Source organism: Enterococcus caccae ATCC BAA-1240, assembly GCF_000407145.1.
GTDB classification, from domain to species: Bacteria; Bacillota; Bacilli; order Lactobacillales; family Enterococcaceae; genus Enterococcus_L; species Enterococcus_L caccae.
Genome location: NZ_KE136472.1, coordinates 249,382 through 271,071 on the forward strand (window position 1 = coordinate 249,382; position 21,690 = coordinate 271,071).

At 35.8% G+C, this 21,690-nt stretch carries 16 protein-coding genes; 11 read left to right on the forward strand and 5 right to left on the reverse strand.

Features of this window, described 5'->3' with window-relative positions; genetic code table 11:
- Positions 1–173 precede the first annotated feature (173 nt).
- From I580_RS01135 to trhO, 3 genes are all read left to right on the forward strand, one after another.
- Positions 174–1,565 carry an L-cystine transporter gene (locus tag I580_RS01135; protein WP_010773157.1) on the forward strand — a complete coding sequence of 464 codons (1,392 nt, stop codon included), beginning with the start codon at positions 174–176 and terminating at the stop codon, positions 1,563–1,565.
- A gap of 173 nt (positions 1,566–1,738) precedes the next feature.
- Complete coding sequence (locus I580_RS01140; RefSeq protein WP_010773156.1) at positions 1,739–2,110, forward strand: VOC family protein; 372 nt, start codon at positions 1,739–1,741, stop codon at positions 2,108–2,110.
- 202 nt (positions 2,111–2,312) lie between these two features.
- Entirely contained in the window at positions 2,313–3,254 is a 942-nt protein-coding gene (gene trhO, locus I580_RS01145; protein ID WP_010773155.1) for an oxygen-dependent tRNA uridine(34) hydroxylase TrhO, read from the forward strand.
- Positions 3,255–3,367: 113 nt separating this feature from the next.
- Here the strand turns inward: trhO and I580_RS01150 are convergent, their stop codons facing one another.
- From I580_RS01150 to I580_RS01160, 3 genes are all read right to left on the reverse strand, one after another.
- Entirely contained in the window at positions 3,368–4,471 is a 1,104-nt protein-coding gene (locus I580_RS01150) for an SLC13 family permease (protein WP_010773154.1), read from the reverse strand.
- Between the two features lie 140 nt (positions 4,472–4,611).
- Positions 4,612–5,349: an amino acid ABC transporter ATP-binding protein gene (locus I580_RS01155; RefSeq protein WP_010773153.1), complete on the reverse strand. Its 738-nt coding sequence runs from the start codon at positions 5,347–5,349 to the stop codon at positions 4,612–4,614.
- A 1-nt stretch (position 5,350) separates the two neighbouring features.
- Positions 5,351–7,510 (reverse strand): amino acid ABC transporter substrate-binding protein/permease, encoded by a 2,160-nt coding sequence (locus I580_RS01160; RefSeq protein WP_010773152.1) that lies wholly within the window; start codon positions 7,508–7,510, stop codon positions 5,351–5,353.
- A 458-nt stretch (positions 7,511–7,968) separates the two neighbouring features.
- Here I580_RS01160 and uvrB point away from each other — a divergent pair, with 458 nt between their 5' ends.
- From uvrB to whiA, 6 genes are all read left to right on the forward strand, one after another.
- Positions 7,969–9,963, forward strand: coding sequence for an excinuclease ABC subunit UvrB (gene uvrB / locus I580_RS01165; RefSeq protein WP_010773151.1), 1,995 nt, complete (start codon positions 7,969–7,971; stop codon positions 9,961–9,963).
- Positions 9,964–10,154: 191 nt separating this feature from the next.
- Positions 10,155–12,971, forward strand: coding sequence for an excinuclease ABC subunit UvrA (gene uvrA / locus I580_RS01170; RefSeq protein ID WP_010773150.1), 2,817 nt, complete (start codon positions 10,155–10,157; stop codon positions 12,969–12,971).
- Between the two features lie 429 nt (positions 12,972–13,400).
- Complete coding sequence (locus I580_RS01175; protein ID WP_010773149.1) at positions 13,401–13,607, forward strand: hypothetical protein; 207 nt, start codon at positions 13,401–13,403, stop codon at positions 13,605–13,607.
- Positions 13,608–14,257: 650 nt separating this feature from the next.
- The gene (gene rapZ / locus I580_RS01180; protein WP_010773148.1) at positions 14,258–15,142 is read left to right on the forward strand and encodes an RNase adapter RapZ; all 885 of its coding nucleotides are present in this window, start codon (positions 14,258–14,260) and stop codon (positions 15,140–15,142) included.
- On the forward strand, positions 15,139–16,137 hold the full coding sequence (locus I580_RS01185) for a gluconeogenesis factor YvcK family protein (protein ID WP_010773147.1): 999 nt from the start codon (positions 15,139–15,141) through the stop codon (positions 16,135–16,137). The genes rapZ and I580_RS01185 overlap by 4 nt, the downstream gene beginning before the upstream one ends.
- A 30-nt stretch (positions 16,138–16,167) precedes the next feature.
- Positions 16,168–17,103 (forward strand): DNA-binding protein WhiA, encoded by a 936-nt coding sequence (whiA, locus tag I580_RS01190; RefSeq protein ID WP_010773146.1) that lies wholly within the window; start codon positions 16,168–16,170, stop codon positions 17,101–17,103.
- Between the two features lie 455 nt (positions 17,104–17,558).
- Here the strand turns inward: whiA and I580_RS01195 are convergent, their stop codons facing one another.
- A complete protein-coding gene (locus I580_RS01195; RefSeq protein ID WP_010773145.1) occupies positions 17,559–18,080 on the reverse strand; it encodes a DsbA family protein in 522 nt (173 codons plus the stop codon).
- A gap of 103 nt (positions 18,081–18,183) precedes the next feature.
- Complete coding sequence (gene clpP, locus I580_RS01200; RefSeq protein ID WP_010760682.1) at positions 18,184–18,780, reverse strand: ATP-dependent Clp endopeptidase proteolytic subunit ClpP; 597 nt, start codon at positions 18,778–18,780, stop codon at positions 18,184–18,186.
- A 226-nt stretch (positions 18,781–19,006) separates the two neighbouring features.
- Between clpP and I580_RS01205 the strand changes: the two genes are divergently transcribed.
- Both I580_RS01205 and ilvD read left to right on the forward strand, forming a co-directional pair.
- A complete protein-coding gene (locus I580_RS01205; protein WP_010773144.1) occupies positions 19,007–19,522 on the forward strand; it encodes a hypothetical protein in 516 nt (171 codons plus the stop codon).
- Positions 19,523–19,991: 469 nt separating this feature from the next.
- Positions 19,992–21,683, forward strand: a complete 1,692-nt coding sequence (gene ilvD, locus I580_RS01210; RefSeq protein ID WP_010773143.1) for a dihydroxy-acid dehydratase — start codon at positions 19,992–19,994, stop codon at positions 21,681–21,683.
- Positions 21,684–21,690 lie beyond the last annotated feature (7 nt).

Sequence of the window (21,690 nt, forward strand, 5' to 3'; positions counted from 1 at the left end):
TATCATTACGGAAACAAAATAATATCTTTTGACCTATTAAATCAGGTACAATAGACGTATCACTGAAAATGAATTCATTTTATTTTTAGGGCGGATCATTGAAGAATGCTCCCCGGGAACCTTTACTTCCTTTGATGTACTTGTCATTTAACTTAAATTTAGGAGGGAAAAAAATGACAACACTCATCACTGTTTTAGTGGTCCTTGCATTTCTTGCAGTGTTATACGTCTTTTATCGTATGCAAGCAAAACACTATAAGTTTTCAACTCGTGTTTTTGCCGCATTAGGTGTCGGTATTGTATTAGGTGGAATTATTCAATTCGCATTCGGTACCCAAGACAAAGTCACAACGCAAGCAATGGAATGGATCAGTATTGTAGGTAATGGATATGTAGCGTTTTTACAAATGCTCGTAATCCCCTTGGTATTTGTTTCTATCGTAGGAGCATTTACTAAGATGAAAGAATCCAAGCAAGTTGGAAAAATTAGCTTTACTGTCCTAGCGACCTTGTTAGGAACAACGGCTATAGCAGCGTTGGTTGGAATTGGAACAACATTATTGTTTGGACTACAAGGTGCAAAATTTACAGAAGGAACGGCAGAAACGGCACGGATCGCAGAACTTGCGACACGACAGGAAACCGTTGAAAACCTATCGATTCCTCAACAAATTTTATCTTTTATTCCTAAAAATGTTTTTGCAGATTTTGCTGGTACTCGTCCAACTAGTACGATTGGTGTGGTGATTTTTGCTGCATTCGTTGGGATTGCCTATTTAGGTATTAAAAGAAAAGCACCGAAAGAAGCAGAATTTTTTGCAAACTTGATCGACAGCCTTTATAAAATCACGATGCGTATCGTAACATTGGTTTTACGCTTGACACCTTATGGGGTTTTAGCGTTGATGACCAACGTTGTTGCGACAAGTGATTTTGATGCAATCCTTAACTTAGGAAAATTTGTATTCGCTTCTTATACCGCATTGATCATTGTGATGCTGGTTCACTTAGTAATCTTGATGGCAGTCAAAGTAAATCCTGTAAACTATTTGAAAAAATCGTTTCCAGTGTTGAGTTTTGCTTTTACTTCAAGATCGAGTGCAGGAGCAATGCCTCTAAATATTGAAACACAAACAAAAGCTTTAGGTGTTGATGATGCTACAGCAAACTTTGCTGCAAGTTTTGGTATGTCAATTGGACAAAATGGCTGTGCAGGGGTTTATCCTGCGATGTTGGCAACAATCGTTGCACCAACTGTGGGAATCAATGTCTTTAGTTTAGAATTTATTTTAATGTTAGTTGCAATCGTAACAATTAGCTCATTCGGCGTTGCTGGTGTCGGTGGTGGGGCAACATTTGCTTCATTGATTGTATTAGGTGCGATGAATTTACCAGTTGCAATCGTTGGATTGGTTATTTCTGTAGAACCATTGATCGATATGGCTAGAACAGCAGTTAACGTTAGTGACAGTATGGTAGCTGGTATTGTGACTAGTTCACGCATCAACGAGCTAGATCGTGATGTTTTAAACGATAGCAATCTAGTTATTGAAGAAAATGCCTAAGAAGTGATTCACTTCTCTTCCCCAAGAGAGTTAAAAAAAGTAAGGTATGATCATTATTGATCGTACCTTACTTTTTAGTTTGAGTAGAGCAAATTTATTTTCATAAAACTTAGCATACGCTATGATAGAAAGTATATAATAGAAAAGAATGATATAAGAATAGGGGAGAAACTATGTTTACCAACCAAATCAAAATAATGTTATATGTAACGAATGTAGAAGAATCAAGCCAATTCTGGCAAAAAATTGGCTTTGTAGAAAAGGAAAGAGATGCTGTTGATGGCACATTAGTTGTAGAAATTGCACCAAGTGAAACCGCGGAAACAATGATTGTGTTATACGACCTAGAATTTATCCAACAACATTCACCAGAAGTTGCAGGAAATACACCTTCGCTGATGTTTTTTGCAGATGATGTCATTCGTTTATACAAAAACATGAAGGATGCTGGCGTGCGCGTCGGGGAACTAGTTCAATTACCTACTGGATTAGTGTTCAATTTTGCGGATAATGATGAGAATTATTTTGCGGTATCTGGACAATAAGAAGGAAACAAAACAGCCCAGGCTTTTCTTTTTGAAAATCCTGGGCTGTTTTGTTTCCTGACCTGTGCATTTATACACAAGCAAATAGCTCGCTTTTCTTATTTCTTTTTTTATATACTAAATACGTATGAATAGAAAAAGAGAACTGTATAGTTATTATGGAGATAGCAAAACAGTTTCTAAGAAAAAGGAGAAAGATAAAATGGATTACCGCGTATTACTTTATTATAAATACACGACAATTGAAAACCCAGAAGAATTTGCAAAGGAGCATTTAGCTTTTTGTAAGTCGTTGAACTTAAAAGGAAGAATTCTAGTAGCAACTGAAGGAATTAATGGGACTCTTTCAGGGACGATTGCGGATACTGATGCTTATATGGAAGCGATGTTAGCTGATGATCGTTTCAAAGATACCTATTTCAAGATCGATGAAGTAGCAGAAAATGCCTTCCATAAAATGTTCGTTCGTCCTAGAAAAGAACTTGTTTCTTTAAGCTTGGAAGAAGATGTGAATCCGTTAGAATTAACTGGGAAATATTTAGAACCGGTGGAATTTAAAGAAGCATTGCTAGATGAAGATACAGTTGTAATCGATGCTAGAAATGATTATGAATATGACTTGGGTCATTTCAGAGGGGCTGTTCGTCCTGACATTCGTAACTTTAGAGAATTACCACAATGGATTAGAGACAACAAAGAACAATTTATGGACAAAAAAGTTGTCACTTACTGTACTGGTGGTATTCGTTGTGAGAAATTTTCTGGCTGGTTGATCAAAGAAGGCTTTGAAGATGTCGCTCAACTTCATGGTGGAATCGCTGTTTATGGAAAAGATCCGGAGACAAGAGGCGAATTATGGGATGGAAAAATGTATGTTTTTGATGAACGAATTAGTGTTGAAATCAATCATGTTGATAAAAAAATCATCGGTAAAGACTGGTTTGACGGCACGCCTTGTGAACGCTACATCAATTGTGCCAATCCGTTCTGTAACAAACAAATTTTAGCATCAGAAGAAAACGAAGCGAAGTATCTTGGCAGCTGTTCAGATGAATGTCGCCATCATCCTGCCAATCGTTATGTAATGAGAAATGAACTGTCAGAACAAGATGTGAAGGCTAGACTTGAAGCCATTGCAAATTAATTAATTTAAATCCAAAACAATATTTCAACATAAAAACACCGACCTCTAAACGTCAGATTTCAGATTGAACGTTTGGGGGTCGGTTTAGTTTATTATTACTTTGCCTTGCTTTTTTATAATATAAAGCCAAAAAGCATGATGAAGAACAGTAAAAATACTACGTTTATGGCAGTAAACTGCCAAAGAAAAACTTTTGATTGTTTAGGATAGTACTCTTTATATAGTTTAAAACCAATCAAATTAGCTAATGAAGCAATGATCGTTCCTAAGCCTCCCACATTAACACCCCAAAAAAGTGCCTGAGATTGATCTGTAAATGGTGCAATCAAAATAGCAGCAGGAACGTTACTGATGATTTGGCTAACGAGAATACTACCAAAAAATGTTTGTGTATTGGTGGTGAATTGTTCTCTAATGAAAGTCGAAAGCAGTTCGATCTGAGCAAAATTACCCACAGCAATAAAGAAAAAGATAAAGGTCCATAACAGTTTATAATCAATTTGTCTAAGTACATTTTTATCATAAATGGTTAGGATGATCACGGCAATCGGAATTACAACATAATATGGGAGTATGTTAAAAATCCCTAAAAGAATGGAACAGCCAATGAAACTAAAAAATGGTATTTTTCTTTTGTCGATCTTGGGAACCAGAGTGTGATGTTTTGGAAGTACTCTTTTTTTTATGAATAGAAATGAAATCAATAAAAATATAATTGAAGAAATGAGTAGTACGATGGACCATTTAAAAAATGTCACAGTGGAAAGTGAATAATAAGAAAATAAGAACAGGTTTTGTGGGTTGCCAAAAGGAAAAAAACTACTACCTAAATTTGCGGCAACAATCAACAGGACGGCACCAAAAATTTTGTCGCCCATTTCTGGAAACTTCTTGATAATCGTGAGATAAATCGGCATCAATGTAAGAATCGCAACATCGTTTGTTAGGATCATAGAGCTGAAAAACGATAAAAAGACAATATTTCTGATTAGGTCACGAGAGGTCGAAGAAAAATCAATCATTTTATCAGCAAAATAGGTTAGAATACCAAATTTTTCAAGATTTTTTATGAATAGCATCAAACCAAGTAAACAAAAAATAACTTTAAAATCAATTGAATGTAACGAGAATTTACCGAAATAACAACTAATAATGGCTATCAAAAAAGACAGAGAAAATAATAAATCCTCGGTAAAAAAAGTATATAGTCGTTTCATTACAAGGCTCCTTTTTTGAGAATTATAGTCTAAAGACTGTTCAAATTTACTTTAAAAAAGAATAATTATCAAGTATAAAGTAAGTTCAAGCAATTTAAAAATGGATCACTCATTCATGAAGAGCGATCCATTCTTTATTTCTAAATATTAAGTACTTTATCCAAGAAATCTTTCGTCCGTTCATTTTGTGGATTTTCAAAGATTTGTTGTGGTGTACCGTCTTCTAAGAAATTACCGCCATCAATAAACATGACGCGATTGGCTACTTCTTTTGCAAAGCCCATTTCGTGTGTTACGATAACCATCGTCATTCCTTGTTTGGCTAATTTTTTCATAACATTCAACACATCACCGACCATTTCAGGATCGAGTGCAGATGTTGGTTCATCGAATAGCATGATATCAGGATTCATTGCTAAGGCACGAGCGATTGCTACACGTTGCTTTTGTCCGCCCGATAATGATTCTGGGTAACTATCTTTTTTATCGGCCAAACCAACAGTATCTAAAAGTTTGATGGCTTTTTCTTCTGCTTCTTTCTTTGACAAGCGGCCTAGATCCGTTGGTGCCAAAGTAATATTTTCTAAGATTGATAGGTGAGGAAACAAATTAAAATGTTGGAAAACCATTCCAATATGCTGACGCACTTTGTTGATATTCGTATTTTTATCCGTTAAATTTGCTCCATCGATGATAATATCACCGCTAGTGGCTTCTTCAAGCTGATTCAAACAGCGAAGAAAAGTACTTTTACCAGACCCAGAAGGACCAATGACACAAACAACATCGCCTTCTTGAATGGAAACGTTGATGTCGTTCAGTACGGTGTTATCGCCATATTTTTTTACTAAATGTTCTACAAGAATTTTTTCAGCCATATTATTTCACCTTCTTTTCTAAAACTTTCGCTAATTTCGTCAAGGCTGTAATCAAGATCAAGTACATCATTGCGATCACGAAGTATACCATAGTACTTTGTAAGTTTCTAGCAACAATGATTTTACCTGTTTGTAGTAGCTCAATCAAACCGATTGCAGATAGAATCGTTGTATCTTTTAAAGAGATAACAAATTGATTGACGAAAGAAGGAATCATGATTTTGATTGCTTGCGGTAAAATGATTTTTTGCATGGTCCGATTATAAGAAAGTCCTAAACTACGAGAAGCTTCCATTTGTCCAACGGGTACTGCATTGATCCCACCACGGACGATTTCAGAGATATACGCACTTGCGTTTAAGGTCAGAGTAATGATCCCTGCAAGAAAAACAGGAATGTTGAAACCTAAAATACCTGGTAAGCCGAAGTAGATGAAGAAGGCCAATACCATTAAAGGAATACCGCGAATGATATCTACATAAATAGTGGAGATCACGCGTAATGTTTTAGAAGGAGAAGCGCTGAATAACCCAAAGATCACTCCAACGATCAACGCTAAAATAAATGAAATCAGTGTTAACTGAATAGTCATCCATAAGCCGCTTAATAGACGTTTCCAGTTATTTTGAATCATACCAGTGAAGGTTGATTCATCGACTTTATTTTCGGTAGAACCATCTTTTACGTATTTTCCGATGATTTCGTCATACTCGCCAGTACGTTTTAATTCAGCTAAACCTTCGTTGAACATTTGAACCAATTCAGGATTTTTGCCTTTTTTGACTGCGAAACCATATTTTCCACCTTCTTCACGAGGAATCGGTGTTGCTAATGGTTGTTTTTGAGCGACGCCATAGCCGATTACTGGATAGTCATCCATCATTGCATCGATTTCACCTATTTCAAGCGCGCTATACAACGCATCCGTTGTATCTAAATATTTGACTGAGTAGCCATATTTAGTTTTATTCGCTTCAAGAAAATCAGCACTTTCAGTTCCAATTTTAGCACCAACTTTTTTGCCTTTTAAATCTTCGTATGAGTGAATATCATCATTGCCTTTTTTGACAGCGATTTGAATGCCGCTGTTAAAATAAGGAGTAGAGAAGTCAAATGATTTCTCACGTTCATCTGTGATTGTCATTCCAGCGATCATAGCGTCTGCTTGTCCAGATTCAACTGCTTGGACGGCAGAACTAAAACCGATAAATTTAAATTCGATAGTAAAGTCTTGTAATTCAGCAATGCGGTTAACTAAATCCACATCGATTCCCTCATACTTACCATTCGAATTTTGGAATTCAAAAGGAGCAAAAGTCGAATCACTTGCGATTACGTATGAGTCTTTTTTAGGTTGAATCTTCTTCATTTTAGAGTCAGAATCGGTTTTTGTCTCAGTTCCAGTAGAAATATATTTAGCTAAAATATCTTCATACTTACCTGAGCTTTTTAGTTCTTTCAAACCAGCATTGAACTTTTCGATCAATTCTTTATTTTGTCCTTTTTTTACAGCAAAGCCGTAAGAACTGCCTGTTTCTTTTTTACCAACTAATTGTAGATTTTGACCATTTGTTACGGCATAACCTAAAACGGGATAATCATCAAAAATCGCATCTGCTTCGCCATTTTCCAGTGCTTGATAAAGTCCTGTTGCATCATCAAAGTTTTTGATCGTATAATTATATTTATCTTGGTTTTTTTCTAAGAAAGTGGCACTTTCGGTTCCCACTTTAGCTGCTACCGTTTTTCCTTTTAGATCTTCATAGCCTTTGATTTTGTCACTGCCTTTTTTGACAGCCATCTGCAGACCACTATCAAAATAAGGTTCTGAAAAGTCAAATGATTTTTTTCGTTCATCTGTTATACTCATTCCAGCAATCATACCATCCACTTGTTTTGATTGGACGGCTTGGATGGCACTATCAAAGCCAAGAGGTTTTAAGTTTACTTTAAAGTCCTGATTATCAGCAATCGCATGAAGCAAATCCACATCGATTCCAACATACTCACCTTTAGAGTCTTGAAATTCAAAAGGTGCAAATGTCAAATCTGTTCCTATAGTATATGTTTTTTCCTCAGCCTGCGCATTCTGCCCAAGGGTAAATGTTAGTAGACTTACCATCATTACAACGAATGAAAGTAAAAAATGTTTCCTTTTCATAAAATACCTCCTATATTTGCATATTGGATAATTATATAGTAATAAAAGGCAAAAACACAAGTCATTCACAATGGGAAAGTCAAAAAAAAATGATTTTCTAACATTGTATGTAAAAAGACCTAACATGGTAAGGGTGCTTTTTAGATCAGAAATGGCATCTAATACATATCATTTCAAAAAGTATGCAAACAAAAGATTAAATAAAATGTAAATTAGCGAAAATTACATATACGCAAACTATTCTAAAACTAGCGAAAATATGTTCGGTATGTTAAAATAATTGTAGAAGTTTCTTTTCAATTTTAAAGTGAAAATTCTTCTATAACTAGAATAATTGATCAAGTCAAAAAAAGTTTTTGTGGTGGTGGTTCATCACAGATTCTTTGTTTAGACTAGTAATTTTCCTTGTTTTGATTGAATTGAATCAACAACTATTTAAGGGAAGAGGAGGATGTTGGATGATAGAAAGAGAGACCTCCAATACATTTGACTTAGTATCGAAATATAAGCCGGATGGAGATCAGCCAGAAGCAATTAAAAGGTTAGTCGAAGGAATTGAAGGCGGGGAAAAAGCACAAATTTTATTAGGTGCTACAGGAACGGGTAAAACATTTACAATGTCCAATGTTATAAAAGAAGTAAATAAACCGACATTAGTCATTGCTCATAATAAGACATTAGCTGGACAGCTTTATGGAGAATTTAAAGAATTCTTCCCGAATAACGCGGTCGAGTATTTTGTTAGTTATTATGATTATTATCAACCAGAAGCATATGTTCCTTCTAGTGATACATATATAGAAAAAGATGCCAGTATCAATGATGAAATCGATAAATTACGGCATTCGGCAACCAGTTCATTATTAGAAAGAAATGATGTGATCGTCGTTGCATCCGTTTCTTGTATTTTTGGATTAGGAGATCCTAAAGAATATAGTGAACAAGTGGTTTCTATTCGCGTAGGAATGGAAATGGACCGCAGTCAGCTATTGACTGATTTAGTCAATATTCAATTTGAGCGAAACGATATAGACTTTCAACGTGGACGTTTTCGTGTAAGAGGAGATGTTGTTGAAATTTTTCCTGCGTCACGAGATGACCATGCTTTACGAGTTGAGTTTTTTGGTGATGAAATTGAACGTATTAGAGAAGTAGATGCATTGACTGGAGAAGTAATGGGGGAGACCGAACATGTAGCGATTTTCCCTGCAACCCACTTCGTAACAAACGAAGATCATATGGAACATGCCATTTCTCAAATTCAAGAAGAGTTAGAAGATCGATTAAAAGTATTGCATAGCGAAAATAAATTATTAGAAGCGCAACGCTTAGAGCAACGGACGAATTATGATATTGAGATGATGAGAGAAATGGGCTATACATCTGGTATTGAAAACTATTCTCGCCATATGGACGGACGCTCCGAAGGTGAACCACCATATACGTTAATCGATTTCTTTCCAGATGATTTTTTGCTTGTGATCGATGAGTCTCATGTATCGATGCCTCAAATTCGTGGCATGTATAATGGGGACCGTGCTAGAAAGCAAATGCTAGTAGATTACGGTTTCCGTTTGCCTAGTGCTTTGGATAATAGACCTTTACGTTTAGAAGAATTTGAAAAACATGTCCATCAAGTTGTGTATGTGTCGGCAACTCCGGGGCCTTATGAATACGAACAGACTGATACCGTCATTCCGCAAATCATTCGACCTACAGGGCTGTTAGATCCATTGATCGAAGTACGTCCGATCATGGGACAAATCGATGATTTAGTTGGTGAGATCCATGAGCGTGTAGAAAAAGATCAACGTGTATTTATTACAACTCTAACCAAGAAAATGTCTGAGGATTTAACCGATTATCTTAAAGAGTTAGGGATTAAAGTTAAGTATCTTCATAGTGATATCAAAACATTGGAACGAACAGAGATTATTCGTGATCTGCGTTTAGGTGAGTTTGATGTATTGATTGGCATCAACTTGCTTCGTGAAGGATTAGATGTACCGGAAGTATCCTTGATTGCCATTTTAGATGCAGATAAGGAAGGTTTCTTGAGAAGCGAGCGGTCATTGATTCAAACAATAGGACGTGCAGCAAGAAATGCAGATGGTAGAGTCATCATGTATGCAGATAAAATGACAGACTCTATGCAAAAAGCTATTGATGAAACTGCTCGTCGTCGCTCGATTCAAGAAAAATACAATGAAGAACACGGCATTATACCGAAGACGATCATTAAAGATATTCGTGAGCTGATTTCGATTTCTAAGACGAATGAAAAAGGTGAAACGATTAAGATCGATAAGTCTTATCATGAATTGAGCCGTCAAGAGAAAGCTGATTTATTGATGAAACTAGAAAAAGAAATGCGAGATGCTGCTAAAGCATTAGACTTTGAGACTGCGGCAACTTTACGTGATACCATATTAGAATTAAAAGCAGGAGAGTAAGAAATACTGTGACGCTAAGGGAGTTAAGATTCTTATAAGGACATCGATTGAGATGGTTAGAAATTATAAGGATCAACATTCCAAATGGTCACCTCACACTGTTTAAGAATGTCTATCTAGGACGAGTCTTAAATGAGATAGCATCAACTTATAAGAATACTCGCTGTCTTTCACAGCAAAGGAGAGAAGTAATGGCAAATGATAAAATCGTCATTCATGGCGCACGCGCACATAATTTAAAAGATATAGATGTTACGATTCCTCGTGACAAAATGGTAGTAGTGACTGGATTATCTGGTTCAGGAAAAAGTTCGTTGGCTTTTGATACGCTATATGCAGAAGGTCAGCGTCGATATGTGGAGAGTCTTTCAGCTTATGCAAGACAATTTTTAGGTCAAATGGATAAACCCGATGTCGATAGTATTGATGGATTAAGTCCAGCGATTTCGATCGATCAAAAGACAACAAGTAAAAATCCCCGTTCAACAGTTGGAACAGTTACAGAAATCAATGATTATCTAAGACTGCTATTCGCTCGTGTTGGGCATCCGATTTGTCCTAACGACGGGACTGAAATCACCAGTCAATCTGTTGAACAGATGGTAGACAAAGTCTTAGAGTTGCCAGAAAAAACCAAGCTCCAAGTATTAGCACCAGTAGTTGTTAAGAAAAAAGGGCAGCATAAAAAAGTATTTGAAATGATTCAGCGAGAAGGTTATGTTCGGATGCGGGTTGATGGTGAGACGTATGACGTAAGTGAAGCACCTGAACTCGAAAAAAATAAAAAGCATGATATTGCGATCGTGATTGATCGTATCGTGGTAAAAGAAGGGATTCGTTCTCGTTTATTTGACTCGTTTGAAGCAGCGTTACGATTAGCTGATGGTTATGCATTAGTAGATGTGATCGATGGAGAAGAAATGCTGTTTAGTGAACATTATGCATGTCCTTACTGTGGCTTTACAGTGGGGGAACTAGAGCCAAGACTCTTTTCATTTAATGCGCCATTTGGTGCATGCCCTGATTGTGATGGATTAGGGATAAAATTAGAAGTCGATCGTGATTTAGTGATTCCAGACTCGACGAAAACTTTGCGTGAAGGCGCAGTCGCACCTTGGAATCCGATTAGCTCTCAGTATTATCCTCAAATGCTAGAACAAGCAGCTGACAGTTTCAATATCGATATGGACACACCGTTTAACGAACTACCAGAAGAACATCAAGATATCATTTTAAATGGATCGAATGGCGAACCATTCCATTTCCATTACGAAAATGATTTTGGTGGAGTTCGTGATGTGGAAGTACCATTTGAAGGAGTTTTAACCAATATCAAGCGTCGATACCATGAGACAAATAGCGACTTTACTCGTGACCAAATGCGTTTATATATGACTGAGTTAACCTGTCAAACATGTAAGGGATATCGTTTAAATCCTCAAGCATTATCAGTCAAAATCGATAATACGAATATTGGTCAAGTCAGCGAATTAGCAATCAAAAATGCTGTACAATTCTTTGAGACAGTTACATTATCTGAACAAGAACAAATGATTGCAAAACCTATTTTAAAGGAAGTTGAGGATCGTTTGAACTTTTTGAAAAATGTTGGACTGGATTATTTGACCCTTAGCCGGGCAGCTGGAACACTATCTGGTGGAGAAGCACAGCGAATTCGTTTAGCAACGCAAATTGGTTCTAATTTATCTGGAGTATTATATATATTGGATGAACCTTCAATCGGACTCCATCAAAGGGATAATGATCGTTTGATCGAATCCCTTAAGAAAATGCGAGACTTAGGAAATACATTGATTGTAGTAGAACATGACGAAGATACGATGCGAGCATCTGATTATTTAATTGATGTTGGACCAGGTGCTGGACATTTAGGTGGTGAAATAGTAGCTTCTGGAACACCAGATGAAGTAGCCAAAAATCCAAATTCTTTAACGGGGCAATATCTTTCAGGAAAAAAAGTGATTCCTGTTCCTAAAGAACGACGTACAGGCAATGGAAAAAAAATCAAAGTAACCGGTGCTGCTGAAAATAATTTAAAAAATGTTACAGTAGAATTTCCACTAGGAGAATTTGTAGCGGTGACGGGTGTTTCTGGTTCTGGAAAGAGTACCTTAGTCAACCAAATTTTGAAAAAAGCTTTGGCACAAAAAATCAATCGTAACTCGAATAAACCAGGGAAACATAAGAGTATTACTGGGTATAAACATATCGAAAAAATAATTGATATCGATCAAAGTCCGATTGGTCGTACACCACGGAGTAATCCTGCAACCTATACGAGTGTTTTCGATGATATTCGGGATTTATTTGCAAAAACCAATGAGGCTAAAGTCCGTGGCTATAAAAAAGGTCGCTTTAGTTTTAATGTTAAAGGCGGACGCTGTGAAGCATGTCGTGGCGACGGAATTATTAAAATTGAAATGCACTTTTTGCCAGATGTCTATGTACCTTGTGAAGTTTGTCATGGGAAACGATATAATTCTGAAACCCTAGAAGTTCATTATAAAGGAAAGAACATTTCTGATATATTAGATATGACGGTTGAAGATGCAGTAGAATTCTTTCAACATATCCCTAAAATCCATCGCAAATTAAAAACAATCGTTGATGTAGGATTAGGCTATGTCACTTTGGGACAACCAGCAACTACATTGTCTGGTGGCGAAGCTCAACGGATGAAACTAGCTAGCGAACTGCACAAAAATTCAAATGGTAAAAACTTCTATATACTTGATGAACCGACGACCGGACTTCATACAGATGATATTGCACGTTTACTAGTTGTTTTGGAAAGATTAGTTGAAGCTGGAAATACAGTCCTTGTGATTGAACATAATTTAGATGTAATTAAATCAGCGGATCATGTTATTGATTTGGGACCAGAAGGTGGCGACGGTGGGGGAACGATCGTAGCAATTGGGACACCGGAGGATATTGCTAAAGTTAAAGCGAGCTATACTGGTAAATATTTGAAACAAGTATTGTAAATTGGTATACTCCATTTTGAAACAGTAGTATTGTTTTTAAAGAAAGTATGAAGTTTGAAATAAAATGATTTATTGCTATTGATTTCTTTAAGTCTTTAAAGTAAAATCACATTCAGATAGATATATTGTTCAACCTAATTGGTATATATCTTTCCTTCTATAAATGATCCGTTCAAAAAGAAAAGCGCAACCTTCACTGATGAAGGTTGTCTTTTTTTTGAACTTTTATATTTGTGAAAAATATAATATAATTATTATATAAATAAAAATGAGAATTAAATGATAAGGTAAATGAAAACTTATGTTTTTTAATCACTTTAATTTAAAATAAGTCAAAAAAAGAAAGTATTTATACGTAAGTTGAATGATATTTTATTGAAAAGCATGATATTCTATAAATATCAAAAGAGTATGAAAGGATGATTTTTCTTGGAAAAAAGAGAAGTAAAGATTGGTGAACATTATGTTTGTCATGGATCAAATTTTTCTTGGTTTTTTGTAGGGGAAGCAATCTCCAAAAAGGAAAAAGATGTACAAATTAAAGTGATTAAATGCCATCCTTCTGATCGTCCAGTCATAAGTTGTGATGATCCTATTTTGAATTTAGCATACTTCGATGTAATTGAAGGAGCATAACAAGATAAAGAATACGTAATTAAACTTATTTTATTTGGGCAAAATATAAACAAGAGATCAAAACAACTATTTGTTTTGATCTCTTGTTTATATTTTTGTGATTATTTTAATAATATTTACTCGAATAATTAATTTTTTTATTATTTTTTAATAAGAAGTCAAAAGTACTTTGATGACTAGTCGATGCATGACACTGTGGATTATATTCTACTTTTGTAAGTTTATTAATTGATAAAAAGAGAATACTAGGCGCTATTACTTCTAGTAGATAGCCAAAATAAGAAGGAGTTATTTTTTAGTTGATGTTACGAATAACGTACACTTTAAGACTGCATAGAATGACACGACTGATCTATATGGTTAAGGATTAGGAAATCAACAAAAAGTGAATCATCAAAACTCTTTAAGCGAAAATGTTATTAATACGAGTAATATCAATACTGGCTACAGATGGCAAACAGATAGTATCGAAATAATGAACAGGTAAGTGAATAATAATTTTGAGCAAAACAACTAGACAGTCTTGCAACGTTTTATTGAGTTCGATTCATAAGAAAGCCTGAATAAAATGGTAGAATTGTTTGAAAAGCTTTCTTTGATACGCCCGGGATGCTATAATTAGTAAAATGTTTCCAAAGGAGCGCTAAAAAATGGCTGATAATTTACAGTTAGTAATAATTACTGGAATGAGCGGAGCAGGTAAAACTGTCGCTATTCAAAGTTTTGAAGATATGGGGTATTTTTGTATTGATAATATGCCTCCTAGTTTGATTCCAAAGTTTTGGGAGTTGATCAAAGAATCTGGAAAAGTAACGAAAATAGCATTAGTGATCGATTTACGTTCACGTAACTTTTTTAGAGAAATTCAAGATATGCTAGTTGAATTGGAAAACACCAATTTGATCGATACAACTATCATGTTTTTGGATGCGACAGATGAAGAACTTGTTTCACGCTACAAAGAAACTCGTCGTGCCCATCCATTAGCTATGGATGGTCTAATTACAGAGGGCATCAGAAAAGAGCGAGCGATACTTGAAGAAATCAGAGGGGATGCTCAACTGGTAATCGATACAACTGATTTATCTCCAAGGCAGTTACGCGAAAGAATCAACGAAGAATTTAAATCGAGAGATACACACGAATTTCGCGTTGAACTTGTTTCATTTGGATTTAAATACGGGTTACCAATTGATGCCGATATTGTAATGGATGTTCGCTTTTTACCAAATCCACACTATATTCCAGAACTGAGACCGCTGACAGGCCAGGATCAGTCTGTATATGATTATGTTATGAGTTTCCCCGAGACTGAAAATTTTTATACGCGATTTATTGATTTATTAAAAAATGTGATGCCAGGTTATGAAAAAGAGGGGAAATCAAGTATAACGATTGCAATCGGTTGTACGGGAGGTCAACATCGTTCAGTTGCACTAACAGAGCGTGTTGGTAAAGAGCTTGGTAAAGAGTATCATGTCAATATTACGCATCGCGATAAAGGAAAGAGAAAAGAGACGGTGAACCGCTCATGAAAATGAAAACTTATCGTATTAGAAAACCTAAAATTGTTGTTGTTGGTGGTGGAACGGGGTTACCAGTCATCTTAAAAAGTTTACGGAATCAAAGTGCTGATATCACGGCTGTCGTAACGGTAGCAGATGATGGAGGAAGTAGTGGTGAAATTAGAGAATCGATGAATATGACACCACCAGGAGATCTCCGAAATGTCTTGGTGGCCTTATCTGATATGCCACAGCTTTATGAAGACATTTTTCAATATCGTTTTGATAAATCAGACAACTATTTTGCCAATCATGCCATTGGTAATTTAATCATTGCGGCAGTGTCAGAAATGCGTGGCAGTACGTATGAAGCAATTCAACTGCTTTCAAAAATGATGCATGTTGATGGTCATATCTATCCTTCGTCAGAAAGACCATTGACCCTTCACGCTGTTTTTAAAGATGGTACAACTGCTGTTGGAGAGTCCAGTATTGCTGTTGATCGAAAAACAATCGATCATGTTTTTGTTACCAATACCAATGACAATGAACAACCTAAAGCTGCTCGAAAAGTTGTTAAAGCAATAGAAGAAGCGGATATGATCGTTTTAGGACCTGGGAGCATGTTTACAAGTATCTTGCCTAATTTGGTGATCGACGAGATAGGGGATGCGATTATCAATGCGGAAGGGGAAGTAGTTTATATTTGTAATATCATGACACAAAAAGGGGAAACGGAGCATTTTACGGATGCTGATCATGTTTGTGTGTTACATGAACATTTGAATAGTAAATTTGTTGACACTGTTTTGGTCAATACTGAAAATGTTCCTGACGATTATATGGATCCAGAAATTTATGATGAATATTTAGTTCAAGTAGAACATGATTTTCAAAAATTACGTGATGAAGGTTGTCGAGTCATTTCTACGGACTTTTTAAAATTACGTGATGGCGGAGTGTTTCATGATGGGGATAAAGTTGTAGATGAATTATTCCGGATTGTTTTTGGTGCAAGGTATTAACGAGTAAAAATAAGAGAGGAGGTGCTGAGGTTGTCTTTTGCAGCAGATGTGAAAAAAGAACTGACAACATTAGAAGTACATCGTGAACATGCTAGAGCAGAATTGGCTGCCTTGATTCGAATGAACGGGTCATTAAGTATTGTGAATCAGCAATTTGTTTTGAATGTTCAAACAGAAAATGCGGCCATTGCCAGACGAATCTATTCTCTTTTGAAAGATCATTATGATGTTCGATCGGAATTGCTGGTCCGAAAAAAAATGAAACTTAAAAAAAATAATGTTTATATTGTACGACTAAAGCAAGATACAAAAAGTATTTTGGCAGATTTAGATATATTAGATGGGATGATGTTTAATACTCATGTATCAGAGGATATTATTGGAAATGCTCAAAAAATGAGATCCTATTTGAGAGGAGCTTTCATGGCTTCTGGATCAGTCAATAATCCGGAAACGAGTCGTTATCATCTGGAAATATTTTCAATTTATGAAGAGCATAATGATGATATTTGTCAGATGTTAAACTATTATGACTTAAATGCTCGAACATTGGAACGGCGAAATGGGTATATTTCTTATTTGAAAGGTGCTGAACGAATTGCCGATTTCTTGACGTTGATCGGTGCAACTAATTCAATGTTAAAATTTGAAGATGTTCGAATCGTTCGTGACATGCGTAATTCAGTGAATCGATTAGTTAACTGTGAAACTGCCAACCTGAATAAAACTATTGATGCTGCATCGAAACAAATTGAAAATATTCAGTATATCGAAAGTGTTGTGGGACTCTCAGCCTTGCCAGAAAAATTACAGGAGATTGCTGAATTACGTTTAGAATATCCTGAAGTTAGCTTGAAAGAGTTGGGAGAAATGATTCCTTCAGGAGCGATTTCAAAATCAGGCATTAACCACCGAATCCGTAAAATCAATGAATTTGCAGAGAAATTAAGAGAACAAAGTGCATGAAATCCTCAGAATTTTTGTGATTAAATGATAGTTATAAAGTAAATAAGGTGAGAGTTTAGCGGAACGCTTTTGTAGAAAAGAAGATGTGGATCTGGTTTTAAATTTAGGGCAATATACCCCAAATAGGTTGAAGATGTCGTAGAGAAAAGTTGTACTCTAATTATGAAAAATAAACAAAGTGAGTGGGATATAACTCGAAGAGTTATATCCCACTCACGTGGAATCCGGATAAACGGTGGGAGCAGAAGCAATCCCTTCGGAAATAAGCTGAAATTGCTGTAAAACACAACGAGGAACGAGTTGATGTTGCACAGTACCTACTTGGTCACAAAAATTTGAAGAGCACCGATTAGGAATCATTCAACATCTGAATTAAAAATTCCGTGTTTCTTGTCATTTTCGTGAATTCCTTCTTATTTCTCGGGATTAAACACTTCTGTCCCATCCTCTTTTGTTTAATGACCTTCGATGTAACGAATTAATTCTTCTTTAGTCACTGATTCATCAAAAATGTGCTCTCCAATTATGATTGTTGGGACAAATTTGATATTAGCTGCTTCTGCTTCTGCAATGATCTCTTGAATGATCTTAGGTTCTTCTTTTTTTGATAACTGTAGATTATCTTCAGCAAATACCGCGACATCTTCTAAAGAAAGATTTCCCCACTGATCTTGTGTATCATACATTTGTTTCAAATCAGTCAAAGCTTTTTCAGGTAAATCATAGTTGATATGATGATGCATGACATTTCCGCGTTGCAAACTTTCTTTCTCTTTATCAAAGAGTTTAATGATTCGTTGAACTTTGCCATCTTTAACATACTCATTCAGCAAATCAAAGGACTCTTCAAACCACTTTTTACAATAAGGGCAGCGGACGTTCATAAATTCTACCATTTTTATTGGCGCTGAGTCTTGTCCAATTGCCAAACCATTTTTTGTTGTTACTTTTGTTGCATCAATAACTGAAATATCCATCTTGTTAACATCCTTTCATTTCTTCTAATCTAAGTGTATCTCTTTTTATCGTTAGATTAAATAAAAATGCCCAAAATTTTCAAAAGAAATTTTGGGCAAGTTATTATTTGCTTAAAGAGCTACTATTTTCCATAACTTCATCGATCAAACCGTATTCTTTTGCTTGTTGAGCAGTCATAAAATTATCACGATCTGTGTCTCGTTCAATAACTTCAAGTGGTTGACCAGTGCGTTCTGCTAAAATTTTATTTAGACGGTCGCGAGTGTCAAGAATGTGTTTAGCTGCGATTTCAATCTCAGTTGCTTGACCTTGAGCGCCACCTAATGGTTGATGGATCATGATTTCAGCATTAGGCAAAGCAAATCGTTTGCCTTTTGTACCAGCGGTTAACAAGAAGCTGCCCATAGAAGCGGCCATACCAAGTACAATTGTTTGCACATCGGCTTTAACAAAGTTCATCGTATCGAAAATTGCTAATCCAGCAGAAACACTTCCACCTGGTGAATTGATATAAATATAAATATCTTTTTCAGAATCTTGTGCATCCAAAAATAATAATTGCGCAATGACTGAGTTGGCAACATTATCATCGATTGGACCACTCAACATAATGATTCTATCTTTTAATAAACGTGAATAAATATCGTAGGCTCTTTCTCCACGAGATGATTGTTCAATGACTGTTGGTATTAAATTCATAGTATATTCCTCCTATATAAAAAACTCTTCAAATCATTTTATCACAAAGCATACCTGAATGCTTAAAAAAAGTATACTTTATTGGTCAAAAAAGGTCAACGTTAATGCTCGTAAAAATTCAATAGATTTAATGTTTAAATCTTTGTTTTTCTTCTCTTATTTTTTTGCGCATATGAAAGAGTATGTTATACTAAAAAAACAAGAACAAAAAGAGTGAGGGATCCGAATGGTTGTTTTTATTGCAGGGATAACGGGCGTTTTGATTGGAGCAGTTATTGTATCAGTAGGTGTAGCTTTACGCGTAACCTATGAAGAACGTAAATCGGTACGTTATCGAGAGTTAGAAAACTTTGTTAAGGAAATAGAGACACTGAATTTGTTGAATAAAAAAATCAATGAGATTTTACAAAAAAGAGATATTTATGTAGATAAATCAGTGAACTTTATTTCAATGGATGATTGTTATATCAGTATTGATGATTTTATTTATCTAGAATCATTTTCGGCTCAAAATAATTTTTATTTGCCTACATATTTGATTGAAGAGTTTTTCAAGAAAATTGCACACAGAAAAGTCATTTTAACACCAGATGAAGTAATTTCAATGGGCGGTAGTACGTATAAAGGCGGTCGTGTTATCTTAGAAAGCTTTTCTGAAGAGTTACTTTCTATCATTGAAGACAAGAAAAGACAAATGAAGCGTTTAACACATAAACCGTTATATTATTTTCAAAGAGGTTAAATCTAACTGTCCCTCCAATTATTTGGAGGGGCTGTTTTTTTATAGTCAAAAAAGACTGAATAAGAATAGAAAGATTTTTTGTTTTTAGAATTTTCTGAATCTTTTTATCAAATTTTATTGACATTCTCATTTTTTAGGTTTATAGTTAACAAAAGCTTTTGTTTATCACATGATATTTTAATCTTTATAGATTTTTTGGAAAAAGGAGACCATTGCCATGAAAAAGACAAACAACAATCACGTATTAGTCATTATTTTATCGTGTAGGACTTAGAACACTGAGAAATTTCGCAGATGTTTGAGTCCTGTTTGTCTTTGGTAGATGGGGTTCTTACTAAGACATCCCATTTAATTGATGGGGTGTTTTTTTTGTAGAAAGAGCTGTAAAGAAACAAAAGGAATAAAGAAAAAAATCATAAGAAAAATAAATATGTTCTTTTGATGATAACAGAATTGGAGTGGATGAAAAATGCGTAGTGACCAAATCAAAAAGGGGATAGAAGCTGCCCCGGCTAGAAGTTTGCTTTATGCAACTGGACAGGTAAAAAATGCTAAAGATATGAACAAACCATTTATTGCAATTTGCAATTCTTATATCGATATTGTTCCAGGTCATGTGCATTTAAGAGAGCTGGCTGATGTCGCAAAAGAAGCGATCCGTGAAGCAGGAGGTATTCCTTTTGAATTCAATACGATCGGTGTTGATGATGGCATTGCTATGGGACATATCGGTATGCGTTATTCATTGCCAAGCAGAGAAATCATTGCGGATGCTGCAGAAACTGTGATTAATGCTCATTGGTTCGATGGTGTTTTTTACATTCCAAACTGTGACAAAATTACTCCAGGAATGTTGATGGCTAGTGTTCGAACCAATGTTCCAGCAATTTTTTGTTCTGGTGGACCGATGAAAGCAGGTGTTGATCCAAGAGGACATACCACGACATTATCGAACATGTTTGAAGCAGTTGGTACCTTTAAAGAAGGCAAAATGACTGAGGAAGAATTTAATTTTATGGAACAAAATGCTTGTCCGACTTGTGGGTCATGTGCTGGCATGTTTACTGCCAATTCTATGAATTGTTTGATGGAAGTATTAGGAATGGCTCTTCCTGGAAATGGCACGATTTTAGCAGTATCAGATGAACGTAGAGAATTGGTTAGACAATCTGCTTTTCATTTAATGGATCTAGTTAAAAAACAAATCAAACCAAGAGATATTATTACGAAAGAAGCTATTGATGATGCTTTTGCATTAGATATGGCAATGGGCGGTTCTACAAATACTGTATTGCATACTTTAGCAATTGCTAATGAAGCTGAGATTGATTATAACCTGGAAGAAGTTAATGCAATTGCGGAGCGCGTTCCCTATCTTTCTAAAATAGCGCCATCATCTGCGTATTCAATGCATGATGTTCATGAAGCTGGAGGTGTTCCAGCTATTATGAAAGAACTGGTTGATTTAGGAGACGCGATTCATCCAGACCGAATTACCGTTACTGGGAAAACAATTCGGGAAAATGTTCAGGATGCAGTGATCAAAAATGAAGAAGTTATTCATCCAAAAGAAAATCCGTATAGCCCGGTTGGCGGCTTATCGATCCTTTATGGAAATATTGCACCAAAAGGCAGTGTCATCAAAGTTGGCGGAGTGGACCCTTCAATTAAAAAATTTGTAGGTAAAGCGATTTGCTTCAGTTCTCATGATGAAGCCGTAGCTGCAATCGATGATCATACTGTCAAAAAAGGGCATGTTGTCGTGATTCGTTATGAAGGACCAAAAGGTGGTCCAGGCATGCCTGAAATGCTTGCTCCAACATCAAGTATTGTGGGCCGTGGTTTAGGGAAAGACGTTGCTTTGATTACGGATGGTCGTTTTTCAGGCGCAACACGAGGAATTGCTGTAGGACATATTTCACCAGAAGCTGCTGCGGGTGGTCCAATCGCATTAGTTAGAGACGGTGATGAAATCGAAATTGATTTAATAAACCGAACGTTAGAATTACATGTGTCTGATGAAGAATTGGCAAAAAGAAATGACCAATTGCCGCAATTCAAAGCGAAGGTGAAAACAGGATACCTAGCTCGTTATACGGCATTAGTGACTTCAGCACATACAGGAGGAATCATGCAGATTCCAGAAGATTTGCTAGACTAGAGGAGGG

Coding starts and splice junctions, on each gene's coding strand:
- I580_RS01135 (WP_010773157.1), top strand. CDS start 174: ATGACAACACTCATCACTGTTTTAGTGGTCCTTGCATTTCTTGCAGTG.
- I580_RS01140 (WP_010773156.1), top strand. CDS start 1,739: ATGTTTACCAACCAAATCAAAATAATGTTATATGTAACGAATGTAGAA.
- trhO (WP_010773155.1), top strand. CDS start 2,313: ATGGATTACCGCGTATTACTTTATTATAAATACACGACAATTGAAAAC.
- I580_RS01150 (WP_010773154.1), bottom strand. CDS start 4,471: ATGAAACGACTATATACTTTTTTTACCGAGGATTTATTATTTTCTCTG.
- I580_RS01155 (WP_010773153.1), bottom strand. CDS start 5,349: ATGGCTGAAAAAATTCTTGTAGAACATTTAGTAAAAAAATATGGCGAT.
- I580_RS01160 (WP_010773152.1), bottom strand. CDS start 7,510: ATGAAAAGGAAACATTTTTTACTTTCATTCGTTGTAATGATGGTAAGT.
- uvrB (WP_010773151.1), top strand. CDS start 7,969: ATGATAGAAAGAGAGACCTCCAATACATTTGACTTAGTATCGAAATAT.
- uvrA (WP_010773150.1), top strand. CDS start 10,155: ATGGCAAATGATAAAATCGTCATTCATGGCGCACGCGCACATAATTTA.
- rapZ (WP_010773148.1), top strand. CDS start 14,258: ATGGCTGATAATTTACAGTTAGTAATAATTACTGGAATGAGCGGAGCA.
- I580_RS01185 (WP_010773147.1), top strand. CDS start 15,139: ATGAAAATGAAAACTTATCGTATTAGAAAACCTAAAATTGTTGTTGTT.
- I580_RS01195 (WP_010773145.1), bottom strand. CDS start 18,080: ATGGATATTTCAGTTATTGATGCAACAAAAGTAACAACAAAAAATGGT.
- clpP (WP_010760682.1), bottom strand. CDS start 18,780: ATGAATTTAATACCAACAGTCATTGAACAATCATCTCGTGGAGAAAGA.
- I580_RS01205 (WP_010773144.1), top strand. CDS start 19,007: ATGGTTGTTTTTATTGCAGGGATAACGGGCGTTTTGATTGGAGCAGTT.
- ilvD (WP_010773143.1), top strand. CDS start 19,992: ATGCGTAGTGACCAAATCAAAAAGGGGATAGAAGCTGCCCCGGCTAGA.